The organism is Diaphorobacter sp. MNS-0, from assembly GCF_019602835.1.
In the GTDB taxonomy this organism is placed as follows: Bacteria; Pseudomonadota; Gammaproteobacteria; order Burkholderiales; family Burkholderiaceae_C; genus Diaphorobacter; species Diaphorobacter nitroreducens.
The window spans coordinates 3,519,128-3,533,738 of the sequence record NZ_CP080761.1; the positions used below are offsets into that span (position 1 = coordinate 3,519,128).

Annotated in this window: 13 protein-coding genes; 9 read left to right on the forward strand and 4 right to left on the reverse strand. The window is 63.0% G+C overall.

What is annotated here, in order from left to right; all coding sequences use genetic code 11:
* Positions 1 to 2: 2 nt before the first annotated feature.
* Positions 3 to 998 carry a flagellar motor switch protein FliG gene (gene fliG, locus K2L43_RS16695; RefSeq protein ID WP_220638046.1) on the reverse strand — a complete coding sequence of 332 codons (996 nt, stop codon included), beginning with the start codon at positions 996 to 998 and terminating at the stop codon, positions 3 to 5.
* A 33-nt stretch (positions 999 to 1,031) separates the two neighbouring features.
* A complete protein-coding gene (fliF, locus tag K2L43_RS16700) occupies positions 1,032 to 2,726 on the reverse strand; it encodes a flagellar basal-body MS-ring/collar protein FliF (RefSeq protein WP_220638047.1) in 1,695 nt (564 codons plus the stop codon).
* A 173-nt stretch (positions 2,727 to 2,899) separates the two neighbouring features.
* On the opposite strand from fliF, the gene fliE reads away from it, so the two are divergent.
* Positions 2,900 to 3,211: a flagellar hook-basal body complex protein FliE gene (gene fliE / locus K2L43_RS16705; RefSeq protein WP_220638048.1), complete on the forward strand. Its 312-nt coding sequence runs from the start codon at positions 2,900 to 2,902 to the stop codon at positions 3,209 to 3,211.
* A 181-nt stretch (positions 3,212 to 3,392) separates the two neighbouring features.
* Here fliE and K2L43_RS16710 read toward each other — a convergent pair whose 3' ends face one another.
* Positions 3,393 to 3,683 (reverse strand): flagellar protein FliT, encoded by a 291-nt coding sequence (locus K2L43_RS16710; RefSeq protein ID WP_220638049.1) that lies wholly within the window; start codon positions 3,681 to 3,683, stop codon positions 3,393 to 3,395.
* A gap of 48 nt (positions 3,684 to 3,731) precedes the next feature.
* Positions 3,732 to 4,136: a flagellar export chaperone FliS gene (gene fliS / locus K2L43_RS16715; RefSeq protein WP_220638050.1), complete on the reverse strand. Its 405-nt coding sequence runs from the start codon at positions 4,134 to 4,136 to the stop codon at positions 3,732 to 3,734.
* Positions 4,137 to 4,481: 345 nt separating this feature from the next.
* Here fliS and K2L43_RS16720 point away from each other — a divergent pair, with 345 nt between their 5' ends.
* From K2L43_RS16720 to K2L43_RS16755, 8 genes are all read left to right on the forward strand, one after another.
* Positions 4,482 to 5,315: a flagellin gene (locus K2L43_RS16720; protein WP_220638051.1), complete on the forward strand. Its 834-nt coding sequence runs from the start codon at positions 4,482 to 4,484 to the stop codon at positions 5,313 to 5,315.
* Between the two features lie 123 nt (positions 5,316 to 5,438).
* Positions 5,439 to 6,818 (forward strand): flagellar filament capping protein FliD, encoded by a 1,380-nt coding sequence (gene fliD, locus K2L43_RS16725; RefSeq protein ID WP_220638052.1) that lies wholly within the window; start codon positions 5,439 to 5,441, stop codon positions 6,816 to 6,818.
* Between the two features lie 171 nt (positions 6,819 to 6,989).
* The gene (locus tag K2L43_RS16730; protein WP_220638053.1) at positions 6,990 to 7,826 is read left to right on the forward strand and encodes a flagellin; all 837 of its coding nucleotides are present in this window, start codon (positions 6,990 to 6,992) and stop codon (positions 7,824 to 7,826) included.
* An 18-nt stretch (positions 7,827 to 7,844) separates the two neighbouring features.
* On the forward strand, positions 7,845 to 9,476 hold the full coding sequence (locus K2L43_RS16735) for a hypothetical protein (protein WP_220638054.1): 1,632 nt from the start codon (positions 7,845 to 7,847) through the stop codon (positions 9,474 to 9,476).
* Positions 9,473 to 10,813, forward strand: coding sequence for a bifunctional cytidylyltransferase/SDR family oxidoreductase (locus K2L43_RS16740; protein ID WP_220638055.1), 1,341 nt, complete (start codon positions 9,473 to 9,475; stop codon positions 10,811 to 10,813). The genes K2L43_RS16735 and K2L43_RS16740 overlap by 4 nt, the downstream gene beginning before the upstream one ends.
* A 59-nt stretch (positions 10,814 to 10,872) precedes the next feature.
* Positions 10,873 to 11,487 (forward strand): class I SAM-dependent methyltransferase, encoded by a 615-nt coding sequence (locus tag K2L43_RS16745; RefSeq protein WP_220638056.1) that lies wholly within the window; start codon positions 10,873 to 10,875, stop codon positions 11,485 to 11,487.
* A gap of 40 nt (positions 11,488 to 11,527) precedes the next feature.
* A complete protein-coding gene (locus K2L43_RS16750; RefSeq protein ID WP_220638057.1) occupies positions 11,528 to 13,660 on the forward strand; it encodes a class I SAM-dependent methyltransferase in 2,133 nt (710 codons plus the stop codon).
* A gap of 82 nt (positions 13,661 to 13,742) precedes the next feature.
* Positions 13,743 to 14,570, forward strand: a complete 828-nt coding sequence (locus K2L43_RS16755) for a hypothetical protein (protein WP_220638058.1) — start codon at positions 13,743 to 13,745, stop codon at positions 14,568 to 14,570.
* Positions 14,571 to 14,611 lie beyond the last annotated feature (41 nt).

Below are 14,611 nucleotides of genomic sequence, written 5' to 3' on the forward strand. Positions count from 1 at the left end.
TCCTACACAAAGGCGTCGTCGCCGCCGCTGGCCAGCGCGATCTGGCCCTCGTCGGCCAGGCGCCGCACCGTCTTGAGGATTTCCTTTTGCTGCGCCTCCACCTCGGACAGGCGCATCGGGCCGCGCGACTCCAGGTCTTCGCGCAGCGCCTCTGCGGCGCGCGAGGACATGTTGGACAGAATCTTGTCGCGCACCTCGGGCTGCGCGCCCTTGAGCGCAACCACCAGGGTCTCGGAAGCCACTTCGCGCAGCACGGTCTGGATGGCGCGGTTGTCGAGCTTGACGATGTCGTCGAACACGAACATCTTGTCCATGATCTTCTGGGCCAGGTCTATGTCGTAGCCGCGGATGGACTCCAGCACCGCCGCATCCATGCCCGAACCCAGCAGGTTGATGATCTCGGCCGCCGCCTTGACGCCGCCCAGCGAGCTCTTGCGCACCTTGTCGCCGCCCGCCAGCACCTTGAACAGCACCTCGTTCAGGTCCTTGAGCGCCGTGGGCTGGATACCCTCCAGCGTGGCGATGCGCAGCATCACCTCGGCGCGCTGGCGCTCGGTGAACTGCTTGAGGATCTCGGACGACTGGTCCGGATCCAGGTGCACCAGGATGGCGGCCACGATCTGCGGGTGCTCGTGACGCAGCAGCTCGGCCACCGACAGCGGATCCATCCACTTCAGGCTTTCGATGCCCGACACGTCGCCGCCCTGCAGGATGCGGTCGATCAGCAACGCGGCCTTGTCGTCGCCCAGGGCGCGCTTGAGCACGGCACGCACGTAGTTGCTGGTGTCGGACACCAGCAGGCTTTGCGCGGCCGCGTCGCTGGTGAAACGGTTGAGCACCTCGTCCACCTTCTCGCGGGAGACGGTGCGCATGCGCGCGATGGTCTCGCCCAGCTTTTGCACTTCCTTGGGCGACAGGTGCTTGAAGACCTCGGCGGCCTCTTCCTCGCCCAGGGACATCAGCATGATGGCGGCGTCGTTCAGGCCTTGCTCGTCCATGACAGTCTCGTGATTCGGTGCGGGCCGGCGGCGTCAGTCGCCATTGACCCAGGTTTTGAGGATACTGGCCACGGCGACGGGGTTGTCGCGGGCCAGTTGGCGCGCCTCTTCCAGGCGCAGTTGTTCCGCCGTGGGCTGCAGCTCTTCGGGTTGCGCAGGCCCCGGCAGGCCGGGGCGCTGCAATTCTTCGGAGGCGATGGCACTCAGCTGCGCCCCCGCCGGCTGCTGCGCCGCCATCTGCACGGCGCGGGCGCGGGCCTTGAGCGCCGGGCGCAGCAGCCCCAGCAGCAGGATGGCCGCGGCCAGCGAGATGCCCAGCGGCCAGCCCAGCGTCTTGGCCAACTCGATCGTCTCGGGCTGCTTCCACAGCGGCAGTTCGCCCGGGGGGGCCTCCTCCACCAGGAAGGGGGCATTCATGAGGTTGACGGAATCGCCGCGCTCCTTGTTGAAGCCGATCGTCTCGCGCACCAGCGCCGTCATCTGCTCCAGCTGTTCAGGCGTCAGCGCCTTGTTCACCGCGGGCTTGCCCGGCCCTTCGCTCACGGGCTGGTAGTTCACCACCACGGCCGCGTTCACACGCTTGATGGCGCCGGCACCGCCGCGCGTCACCTGGGTGGTCTTGTCCACCTCATAGTTGGTGATGGACTCGCGCTTGGCCTGGCCCGCAGCGCCGCTGCCCGGCGCGCCACCGGCCGCCGTGGGTGCGGGGTTGGCGCCGTTGATGGGAGCCGCAGAGGCCTGCGGCGGTTGGTTGGTCACCGCGCCAGGCACGCCCGTGGGTGGCTGCGCGCCGGGCGTGCCGCCGCTTTCCACCACCTGCTGGCTGCGCACGGCGCTGGCATCGGGCGCCAGGTTGGGCTTGTGCTGCTCGACGGTGGACTCGGTCTGGTTGAAGTCCACTTCGGCGGTCACCTGGGCCTTCACGTTGTTCTTGCCCACGACGGGCTCCAGCAGGTCCAGAATGCGGCGCGCGTACTGCTGCTCGATCTGCTGCACATAGGCCAGTTGCTGCGCGTCCACGCCGGCGCCGGCCATGTCGGGCGTCTGCGACAGCAGCTTGCCGGTATCGTCCAGCACGCTCACGGCTGAGGGAGCGAGTTCCGGCACGCTGGAGGCCACCAGGTGCACGATGCCTGCGAGCTGCGCGCGGTCCAGGAAGCGCCCGGGGTACAGGCTGAGCAACACCGAGGCCGAGGGCTTTTGCTGCTCGCGGAAGAAACCGTTTTGCTGTGGCAGCGCCAGGTGCACGCGTGCGCTCTGCACCGAGGCCAGCGCCTGGATCGAGCGCGTCAGCTCCCCCTCCAGCCCGCGCTGGAAGTTCAGGCGCTCCTGGAACTGGGTGACACCGAAGCGGTTGGTCTCCATCAGCTCGAACCCGGTCACCGATCCCTTGGGCAGGCCCTGCGTGGCCAGGCGCAGGCGCACGTCGTGCACGCGCTCGGCCGGCACGAGGATGGCACCGCCCCCTTCGGTGTACTTGTAAGGCACATTCATCTGCGACAGCTGCGCCACGATGGCGCCGCCGTCCTTGTCGTTCAGGCCGGAGAACAGCACCCGGTAGTCGGGCTGGCGGCTGTAGAAGAACGCGGCCAGCAACGCCGCGACCAGCAGCGCTGCCACCACCCCCAGGCGCAGGCGTGCGGGACGGTCGAGCGAGGCCAGCCGCTGCGGCCAGCCAGGGCTGGCGACGGGAGGCGGAGCGACGGGAACTTCGGCAACTGCAGACATCGGGTTTTCCACAAAAAGACGGGCGCCAGGCGAGGCTCTGGCGTGCGGCGATTATGGAATCCGCCCCGTCCGCCGTTCAGCCGATAAAGCGCGGCTTTGGCCATCATTTCCCGCCTCTGCGCGCGCCACGGCGCCCTACGATTGCGCCATTCCTGACATTTCCCGATCCCACCATGGACCTGCGCATCAACAGCACCCAGTTTCCCCTCACCGGCACCCAGGTGGCGCGCCGCGTCACCGCGCCGCAGGAAGGCGTGCAGGAGGTCGGCTTTTCCTCGGCGTTCAAGAACGCGCTGCAGTCCGTGAGCGCCGCACAGGACCAGGCCAGCGGCCTGCAGCGCGAAGTGCAACTGGAAAACCCCAACGTCAGCATCGAGGAAACCATGGTCGCCATGCAAAAGGCGCAGATCGGCTTCCAGGCCACGCTGCACGTGCGCAACCGCATGGTGCAGGCCTACACCGACATCATGAACATGCAGGTGTAAGGCGCGCATCGACGCGATTTTAGCTCATGATTTAATAGCTGCTAGCGCTTACTGGATAAGCGCTAGAGGCATATTTCGCATATAAAAAAGCCGGCCACCTTGCGGTGCCGGCTTTTTGCGTTGCCCCTGGAGCCCCCTGCGCGGCGCCACCACGCCGCAGCCAGGGAAGGAAAGCACAACGTCAGTGCATCATCTGCGGCTGCCCGTCGAACAGGTGCTCGAACTGCGCCAGCCAGGGCTCGGCCAGGCAGCGGATCTGGGCATCGTTGCGCAGGATGCGTTGCATGATGCGCGCCTTTTCCTTGCGCTGCTCGGGTGCCAGCTCCTGCTGCTGCGACTGGTAGCGCAGCTGCTCGATGAGCACGGCGCAAGCGCCCTCGCAGCGCACCACCTCGTCCCAGTCCTTGAGGCGGGCGGCTTCCAGCATCCTGGCGCTGCTGTTTTCAATGGCCTTGTAGTAATCAATCAACATTTCGGGAGCTGCTTGCGTGTTGGTCGTCGTCACCCGCATAAGTCACATTCAGGCAGATGCCCGACCTCCGATTTCGTTCCACCCATCCATCACGGGCTGCAGAACCTGCAGCACCTCATCCACGATCGCCGCATCGTTATGGGCATTTGCCACCAACAGACGCGCCAGGCAATAGGAATACACCCTATGCAGGTTGGCGGCAAGCTCGCCGCCCGCCTTGACGTCCAGGCCTGCAAGCAGGCCCTCGTCCAGCAGGCGCGCCGCTTTACCGATCAGGCGCACCTTGGCGGCCACGTCCTTGCGCTCCATGGCCCCCTTGGCGCCCACCAGGCAGGAGCGCAGCTCCTTGAACAATAGGCCAATCAGGCCATGGGGCGACGCACTCATGACCTGAGAACTCAAGTCCACCTGGCGGTAAGCAGCCGAAACCCGGGCACTGGGAGGGGTGTACATGCGAGAGCCTTCCATTTTTGTATTTGCTGCATCCGTTATCGGCGGGCGCGCATCCAAATTAAGGCCATCACAAGAAAAAAGCCGCCCATGGGCAAAGAAGACATGGCCGTCATTCTGCCTAGCCAGGCACCCGCCCCATGCCAAGAAAAGGACAGCAAACCGCCATCCAATTCGGGCTTTCCCCGTCCGGGCTTGGTTGACACTAGATCGGCGTTACCGGTCCTAAAGTTCTGCGTGTAACAACCGAAAACACATTCAACGGGCCTCGCAAGGACTCGTTGCCAGAGGCGCACAGGGCACCGCTGGCACTGGGCAGGATTTTTTTCACGCCAAGGAGCTTTCATTATGGCCATGACCATCAACACCAACGTCGCCTCGCTCAACGCGCAGCGCAACACCGCACTCAACACCGCCAGCCTGAACACCACCATGCAGCGCCTGTCCTCCGGCCTGCGCGTCAACAGCGCCAAGGACGACGCCGCCGGCCTGGCCATCGCCGACCGCATGAACACCCAGGTGCGTGGCATGAACGTTGCCATCCGCAACGCGGGAGACGGCGTGTCCATGGCGCAGATCGCAGAAGGCGGCCTGTCCGGCATCAACGACATGCTGCAGCGCATGCGCGAACTGGCCGTGCAGGCGTCGAACGCCACCAACAAGCCGGAAGACATCCAGAAACTGGACCAGGAATACAAGGAGCTGAGCAAGGAAGTCAATCGCATGGTCGGTGCCACCCAGTTCAACGGCATGACCATCCTCCAAAACTCCAACGCGCATACCTTCCAGATCGGCGCAAACGCCTCCGGCGTTAACCAGATCACGGTGGCCGCGATCAATATGTCGTCGGCGCTGACCTCCGTGGCCAACGCCAACGGCGTCTCGCTAGGTTCCACCAACAATGCGGCGCGCGCCACCATCTCCAAGCTCGACGCTGCCCTGGCGCAGGTGAACACCAACCGTGCAACGCTGGGCGCCGTGCAAAGCCGGTTCGAGAACACCATCTCCTACCTGCGCAACGCCGTTGAAAACCAGTCGGCCGCGCGCGGGCGCATCATGGACGCCGATTTCGCCTCCGAAACGGCCAACCTGAGCCGCGCCCAGATCCTGCAGCAGGCCGGCACGGCCATGATCGCGCAGGCCAACCAGCTGCCCCAGGGCGTGCTGAGCCTGCTGCGGTGATCGGCAGCGGCGTCTTGACGCAAAGCTGGGGGCCTGACAGCCCTCGGCTTTTCTCGCTTTGGATGCCTGCAGATCATCGGCTCCGCGAGATACGCGGCCCCCTCAAGTTACAAGGACTCAACCATGGCTAGCATCTCTTCTCCCGGCATCGGCAGTGGACTGGACGTCAACACGATCGTCAGCCAACTGATGAAGCTCGAGCAACGCCCGTTGGATCTGTTACAAACCAAGGCCAGCGGCATCGAGACAAAAATCTCGTCGTTCGGCCAGATCAAGTCGGCGATGTCCGCGCTCTACGACGCCGCCAAGGGCCTTGCAGACCTCGACAGCTGGCGCGGAAGGCTGCTGAACAGCAGTGACGAATCCATACTCAAGGGCAGCGCGACGGGCGAGGCCACGGCAGCGCAGTTCTCCGTTCAGGTCAATGCCCTGGCCCAGGCGCAGGCCGTGGCATCTGGCAGCGTCGCAAGCGGCGCCTCCATCGGCACCAGCGGGACACTGTCGATCCAGCGAGGCAGCTGGAGCGAAGACAGCAGCAGTTTCACCGACGCAGGTGCTTCCGTGAACATTGCCATCGACGCGAATGACTCGCTCGCCACCATTGCCGGCAAGATCAACAAAGCCGATGCGGGCATCTCCGCCGTGGTGGTGAAGGGCGCAACGGGCGACCAGCTGCTGCTGCGCAGCAGCAAGACCGGCGAAGAAAATGGCTTTGCCCTTTCCGTCTCCGATCCCGGGCTGAGCAAGCTCGCCTACGACCCCGCTTCGGTCGCCGCCAACGATGGCGCCACACGCACCCAAGCGGCCCAGGACGCACTCTTTACGATCAACGGCATCGCTTCGAAGTCCGCCAGCAATACCGTCACCGACGTCGTGCCCGGCCTCACCCTCAATCTTGTGAAAACATCGCCCACTCCCGTGGACGTCTCTATTACCGAGGACACCAAGGCCATCAAGACCAAGATCGAAGCGTTTGTGCAGGCCTACAACAAGGTCAACAGCGTGGTCGCCGACCTGACCCGCTACAACCAGGCCACATCCACCAGCCAGCCGCTGCAAGGCGACAGCACGGCAGTTGCCCTGCAAAACAGCCTGCGCCGGATCATCGGCACGCCCAATGCCGAAGGGGCATACCTGAGCGACCTCGGCCTGCAGCTGCAGCGCGACGGCTCCCTCAGCATGAACGCCACGAAGATCGATGCAGCGCTCACGGATCTGCCCAAGCTGCAAAAGCTGCTGACCGACGGCACCAACGGCTTTGTCACCCAAATCCGCGATTTCGCGTTCAAGGCCAACGGCGTGGATGGCAGCATCACCAGCCGCAACAATGCCCTGCAGGCGTCGCTCAAGAGCAACCACAGCGACCAGGACAGGATGAGCCTGCTGCTCGAGCAACGGCAAAAGAGCCTGCTCAAGCAGTACCAGAGCCTGGACGCCAGCATGGGCTCCATGGGCTCGCTAGGCTCCTTCGTCTCGCAGTGGAGCAACAGCCTTAAGAGCTGATCCGCAAAACCGTAAATAGCACCCAAAGGCCCCGTTCATCGGGGCTTTTGTTTTTCCCGTCCTGATCAGAATCCGCATCAACACCCGGTAGGCATGGCACTCGGCAATGGTCCACGCCATTACATGCGTCCCCGAGTGGAACGTCCGTCCAACGCCTGAAGGAGCCCGATCATGGCCATGACCATCAACACCAACGTCGCCTCGCTCAACGCGCAGCGCAACACCGCACTCAACACCGCCAGCCTGAACACCACCATGCAGCGCCTGTCCTCCGGCCTGCGCGTCAACAGCGCCAAGGACGACGCCGCCGGCCTGGCCATCGCCGACCGCATGAACACCCAGGTGCGTGGCATGAACGTGGCGATTCGCAACGCCAGCGACGGCATCTCCATGGCGCAGGTGGCCGAAGGCGGCCTATCCGGCATCAACGACATGCTGCAGCGCATGCGCGAACTGGCCGTGCAGGCGTCGAACGCCACCAACAAGCCGGAAGACATCCAGAAACTGGACCAGGAATACAAGGAGCTGAGCAAGGAAGTCAATCGCATGGTCGGTGCCACCCAGTTCAACGGCATGACCATCCTCCAAAACTCCAACGCGCATACCTTCCAGATCGGCGCAAACGCCTCCGGCGTTAACCAGATCACGGTGGCCGCGATCAATATGTCGTCGGCGCTGACCTCCGTGGCCAACGCCAACGGCGTCTCGCTAGGTTCCACCAACAATGCGGCGCGCGCCACCATCTCCAAGCTCGACGCTGCCCTGGCGCAGGTGAACACCAACCGTGCAACGCTGGGCGCCGTGCAAAGCCGGTTCGAGAGCACCATCTCCTATTTGCGCACCGCGGTCGAGAACCAGTCGGCCGCGCGCGGGCGCATCATGGACGCCGACTTCGCCGCCGAAACGGCCAATCTCAGCCGCACACAGATCCTGCAGCAGGCCGGCACGGCCATGATCGCTCAGGCCAACCAACTCCCCCAAAACGTCTTGCGACTGCTGCAGGGCTGAATCCGACGGACAATTGCCATGAAAGTATCCCGCGCCGACCAGCACCGTGTCGCAGTGATGGAGCAAATGCTCGATCAAGCCGCTCACGAAGAACTCGAAGCCTTCGTCAACGAGGAATTCTCCAAGGGTCTGCTTGGCGACGGCATGCTCAACGCCGCACGGGCACTGCGTTCGACGAAAGTGACCCTCTTTCTCGCCACCCTGGGCATTGCCAACCTGCCCCACCCCGATGACCACGCCATGTGGCTGGTGTGCTACCAGAGCCTTGTCCAGAATCGGGAAAGCGACGGTTTCCACACCCTGCCCGACGGGCTGCCGATCAAATGGGTGGTGCGGCAATTGCTCGGCATGGCCGACCTGCCGTCGCCACAGCCCTGCGCGGCGGCCGCGGACTGGCTGGACGCCATCGAACTGACCATAGACCAGGCACGGCTCGACCTGCTGGAGCAGTTGCTGCGGCACCTCGCCGCCCAGCCCCTGGCGACGACGGCATGGCTGGCCATCGCCAAGACGCTGATCGACCGCGAAATTCTCTTGCGCAACCAGCCTGGCCTGGATTATTACGCCCGAAGCCTGGAGATCGTGATCGCGCGGCTCCCACGCGACGACGACAACCAACTCGTGCGCAGCACCATCGCGGCATATGCCGCACGCAGCTTCTTGGAGGCCAATGAGCCGGAGCACGCCAAAGCCGTGGCAGCGTTGATCGACGAGGACAGCATCCCCTACCAGCACGAACATGCGGTTCGCATGGCCGAGGCTTGCTGCCGCGCCGGAGAGCATCTGGAGGCGATCGCCTGGCTAGACAAGGCGATCGCGCTCGTGATGACGCCGGAAATGCTGGGTGAATTCCGCCAGCGCATGGAAAAAAGGAAGCTTCAGCCATCATCGTCCGCGCCCGCCTTCGACCCGGACACCGCGGCCCAGGCGCTCATCGAGCTGCAGGCGGCCCTGGAGCCTCGCGGCCACCGCGCCTTTCTGGTGTCCGGCACCTTGCTGGGCTACGCGCGCGAAGGCCGGCTGCTGGGCCACGACAAGGACATCGACGTGGGCATCATGGGTGAGTGGGTCCATCAGTTCGACATCACCAACGCCATCTTGCAAAGCAGGAAGTTCTACGTCGAAACCTCGACCCTGGGCAAGGAAGAGACCTACGTCATCGCCATTCAGCACATCGCAACCCAGACCTGCATCGACGTCTTTCTCTACCGTCCGCACGAAGACAAGCTGGTCACGGGCGTGAACAATCTCTTCGGCTACCTGCAGAAATTCGCCTTCACGCCGTTCGACCTGCAACCCATCCAATTCCTGGGGGCCGATTTCTACGCCCCCAGCGACATCGACCTGAATCTGCGCGAGAACTACGGCAACGATTGGCGCACGTCCGATCCCGACTACATCTCCCACCTGCAATCCCCGTCAACCGTCGATGTCGGCGGGCCGATTTACCAAATCGTCGGACGCCTGAGTATCTACAGCGCCATCAGCCAGGGCAAGACGGAAAAACTGTCGCGCGCATCAGCGCTGATGGAGCGCGAATGCCACCGCGCCGGCGGCATGGCCCAGTCCTTGCTCGCGCAACTGAAAGAGCTTGCGACCCGGCTGGACAACATTTTTTTGCTCGAAAACGAAAGCCCGGCTGCCCTATGACATCCACAACGGCCTATGTACTGCTCGCAGGTGGCAGCGGCACACGCCTGGGCGCGGAGGTGCCCAAGCAATTCATCCGCGTCGCCGGCAAAACCGTGCTGCAGCACAGCTACGAATGCCTGAGCAGCTTCGACCCGCAGGCACGCATTCTGGTGGCGGTGCCCGCCGACTCGGTCGCCCTCGCGCGCGACCTACTGCGCGGCACCAAAGCCGAGATCGTCATCGGCGGAGCGTCGCGCCAGGAATCAGCCTGGGCGGCGCTGCGCCACCTCAAGGACGATCCGCCGACGCACGTGGTGCTGCACGATGCGGCGCGCCCCTTTCTCGACCACCAGGTGCTGCACGACGTCGCCGCCGCGCTGCAGGGCTGCGACGCGGTGGACGTGGCGATCAAGACGGCCGACACCATCATCGTCGCGCGCGACGGCCTGATCCAGAACATCCCGAAGCGCGACCACCTGTACCGCGGCCAGACGCCCCAGGGGTTTCGCTACACGGCGCTGGTGCGCTGCTACGAAGAACTGGGCGCCGAGCGTCTGAACGAATTCACCGACGACTGCGGCATCTACCTGTCCTGCAACCCGCTGCAGCCGGTGCGCGTCGTCCAGGGCAGCACAGAGAACATCAAGATCACCGATGCGGTCGACCTGATCCTGGCCGACGAACTGTTCCGCATCCGCCAGCAACGCATCAACCCGCAACTGGACGGCCTGTACATGCGAGGCCGCCACGCCCTGGTTTTCGGCGGCAGCCAAGGCATCGGCAAAGCCATCGTGCAGGTGTTGCAAGAAGCCGGCTGCCGCGTCAAGAGCCTGTCGCGCAGCGACGGCTGCGATGTGGCAAACCATGGCCAAGTGGCCTCGGCCATCGCGCAGGCGCAGCAGGAATGGGGCCGTATCGACCACGTGGTGAACACCGCCGGCCTGCTGCTCAAGGGGCCGCTGGCAAAGCAGCCGCCCGCCGACGTGGCGCAGCAGGTGACGGTCAACCTGCTGGGCGCGCTAAACGTCGCGCAGTGCAGCCACGCTGCGCTGAAAGCCTCCCGCGGCATGCTGCTCAACTTTTCCTCGTCGTCGTTCACGCGCGGGCGCACCGACTACGCGCCCTATTCCGCGTGCAAGGCCGGTGTGGTGAACCTGACGCAGGCGCTCGCCGACGAATGGATGGACGATGGCATCCGGGTGAACTGCATCGTTCCCCGGCGAACGGATACCGCGATGCGCCGCAACAACTTCGCCCACGAAGACCCGCGCACGCTGCTCAGCCCCTACGAGGTCGCATTGAGCGCCGCAAAACTCATGAGCACGGGAGATACCGGAGTGATTGTTCGGGTCTGAGCAAAACAGACGCTCCATTCATCCCAGAGACCGCGCGACAGCGAAAAAAGGCTATTTTTATGAACTTCGAAGACTTAACCTGGTTATTCCAGTGCAACAACGACAACCGCGGAATAATCCGCCAGAACTTTGACGAAGCCGCGCTCCTGTGGAAGGCGGTCAAGGCCAGCAGCGGTCGTATATTGGAAATCGGCCGGCGCCATGGCGGCACCACCGTTTTGCTCGTGACCGCGGGTGAGGGGCGCAAGGTTTCATCCATAGATAACGCACCGGCACACCATCCGACGTGCGAGGAATTCTTCAAGAAAATTCAGGAAACTCACCCGGACCGACTTGAGTTGATCATTGGAGACTCGCGCACCCCTTTTGCGCCAGAAAACCGCTTTGGTCTGCTCTTCATCGATGGTGACCACAGTTATGAAGGCGTGCGTAAAGACACCATTGCGCACTGGCCTGCGCTCGTCGCAGACGATGGCCACCCCGCCCTGGCGGTCTATCACGATTGCATGCCCAATAACGGCCTTGCGCACAAGAAGCAAGACAACCACTGCTCAGGGGTAACGCAGCTTTGTGAAGAGTTGATTGCCAGCGGATGCGCACGCGTTGCTGGCCACGCAGGTTCAAGTCTGCTCGTTGAAAAAATCGCCGAACTCCCCGCACACTGGCGTCTTTAAGCATTCAACTTGGGCCGCCCACCAGCATCACGGATTGAATATGGACGTCATCTACCACCCTCAATTGGATCTGCTGCAGACCTGCACGCGGCGCACTGATCTCGTCAAGCTGCTGCCGCCAGGGGCGATCGGCATTGAGCTGGGCGTTGCTGAAGGCAAATTTTCCACAGACCTTTTGCACACCGGCGTCTTCGAGCACCTGTACAGCGTAGACATGTGGCGCGGCGATCGGGGCCACGACGTCGAGCAATACAAGCTTGCGCTGCGTCGTTTGTCCAAGTTTCGCTCGCAGAGCACGGCTTTGCGAATGACCTTCGACGAGGCCGTCGATTTATTCCCGAACCATTTTTTCGACTTCATCTACGTCGATGGCTATGCCCATACGGGTGAAGAGGATGGACAGACATTTCGCACCTGGTGGCCCAAGCTCAAGCCCGGCGGCGTCATGGCTGGCGACGACTACTCAAGCCATTGGCCACGCGTTGTGCAGGCAGTTGACCGATTTATTGCGGATTACACGCTGGAATTGGGCGTCCTCGAGTTTGAGAAAACGGACGACATGTGGTCCCAGTACCCAAGCTGGGTCACGGTCAAACCGCTTCCCGCGCCAGACCCAAGTTCCCAAATCGCGCTGGTCGAGCGCCTGGCACATACCGCTTACGTGACGGGGGAGCTTCAAAAGGCGTGCAAGGACAAAAGCTTTGGACTTGCTTCATCGCTTCTCGCGCAAATCGACACTTCCATCTTGCCTCATCCCACTGGATCCCTGGACGCTATTCGCAATCAACTCGCCCTGCTGGCCCAACCGAGCAGCGCCGTCCCCCTGCCCCAAGACACGAACCACGCGCCGCTCGCCAACGGCATCGTACTCGCCGTCAACTGCGTACCCAGCGCAGTCGATGCGAGCGTCACCGCTTTTTGGGAGCAATTGGGCGACGCGCTCGACTCGGCGGGTTTCATGCTCGTCGTGCTCTCCACGGCCAAACTGCGCAGCGATCGCCTGCACGTCATCCCCATCGCCTATGAACTGACCCGCCTTGCCGCGCTGGATGGCTATCCCTGCGACCCTCCGCCTCAGGCTGACTCGGCCGCCGAACGCGATCTGCTCGCGCTGCTGGGCTCCTGGTACCGCTGCGATGAGGCCACCGCAAGCCGCACGCTGGCGCGGGCACGGCGCTTTTTTGACGACTTGCTGCGCACGCTGAAGCCCGCGTCGGTTCTCGCATGGCAAAGCTCCAATCCCATAAGCAAAATTATCGAGCTCGTCTGCAGGCGAGACGATATCCCACTGTGGTTTGGCGAGCGCGGCTGGCTGGCACAAACCTTGATGTTCGACGTCGTTGGCAACAATTACCTCTCTGAAACGACATGCAGCCTGCTGGCGCAAAAGCTGTGGCAGACCTACACACCTGACGCAGCCCAATGGGATGCCCTGGAAAAGAGAGCTGTACAGCGCAGGGCAAAAAGCCGCTACGCATCCAAGTCCTTCATCGATCGGACGGCATTTCGCGAGCGCTATGGCATACCCGAGGATCAACGCGTCATCGCCTGGTTCCCACACGGCGAGCCCAACCTCTATCGCCGAGGAGAGGCGAACGTCTTGGGCTCTACTCACGGCAGCTCCCGCGCCACGCTGCAGAACCAGCTGACGGAGATCGCACAGTACTGCATCGCACACGACGTGCGGCTCATCGTTCAAGACCATCCGTTCAACCAGCGCGAAGGCGAGCGCTTCCGCTATCCGCGGCACCCCAATATCCAGCACGTCGACGAAGACGTCGGCTCTGTCTTGGAGGCGGCCGACCATTACCTGTTCACGCTGACAACGATTCAGTACGACGCCGCATTGGGTGCCAAAAGCTTTGGCCTGCTTGCCAAGACACCGTTGTCCGTTGCCAACGGCCCCTATCGGCACGCGGACTATGCGTCGACCGAGGCGTTTTTAAACGCGCTGCTCTCGGCCCGCGACTGGCAGAGCCGAACGACAGAAATACGCCGCCGCATCGCTTATCTGAACGAGTACTTTCTTCTGGACGTCCACGGCACAGACGCCCTAGGTGCTTCAGCTCAAAGGCTGGCGCAGGTGCTGACATCTTTTACCCGTCCCGTCGACGCTCAGATGCCAGCACGGGTCGAAGCATTTTTGGGCGCCTGGCAAGGAGTCGCTGCTTGAGCAGCAACGGACAACTCACACATCCTCCGCTTCTATCAACGCACCACGGACCAGATTGGCCAGCGCCCAGCCCTACTGCATCATGAGTTCAAGAAACCGCCTCGCCGTCTTAGAGCGCACTGTCAACCTCGATCGGGTGGCAAAACTGCACCATCTGCTCCAAGGAGCAGCCACCGCCTCATTGCACGATTACGTCGCGCCGCAGATGGAAACTGGCCTGTTGAGCGACGAAGTTCTGGATATTGCCCGTGCACAACAACGCTTTAGCGTCGTCTTGTTCCTGGCCACACTGGGTTGCGAGAACCTGCCAACGCCCAACGACAGGCACCAATGGCTCACCGTCTACGGCGTCTTGTCGCAAGCGGAGCCGCCCGATGCGCTGGACCAATTGAACGACAAATTGCCCATCTGGTGGCTGACGAAGGCCATGGCAGCGCCCGCGTCCTTGAGCGCCGAAGCGCTGAAACAGGGGCTTGACACCTGCGAATGCGATCTTTGCGATTTGGACGCGGCCTTTGAATTGACGTTCGATTTCGCGCGTTTCGACCTGGGCATCGCCCTGATCGAGTCTCTACACGCTGCCGAGCTCGACACGCAGGCGTGGCTGCACGTCGCCAACACGCTGGTCACACGCTTTACGCAATACGGCGGTGAGCTGGCGCCCAGCGCCAGGCTGCCCGACCTGGCGCGCAGCTTCGCACGGATCGCGGACGCACTGCCGAACGTCCAAGCCCTATCGCCCATCAAGAGCATGCTGGCGCTCAAGGCCGCTCAGGTCTATCTGCGCTGCAGGCACTACGCAGAGGCACTGCGCGAGTGCGACCGCTGCACGGACGCCCAAGACCAGCCCGAAGCCGGCGCCATACGCGCTCAAGTCGAAAAAAAAATGCGCGCTCTGTCCACGGCGTAACCAGGAAACATGTAGCACCGCGCCCGGAATTCAAAAAAACT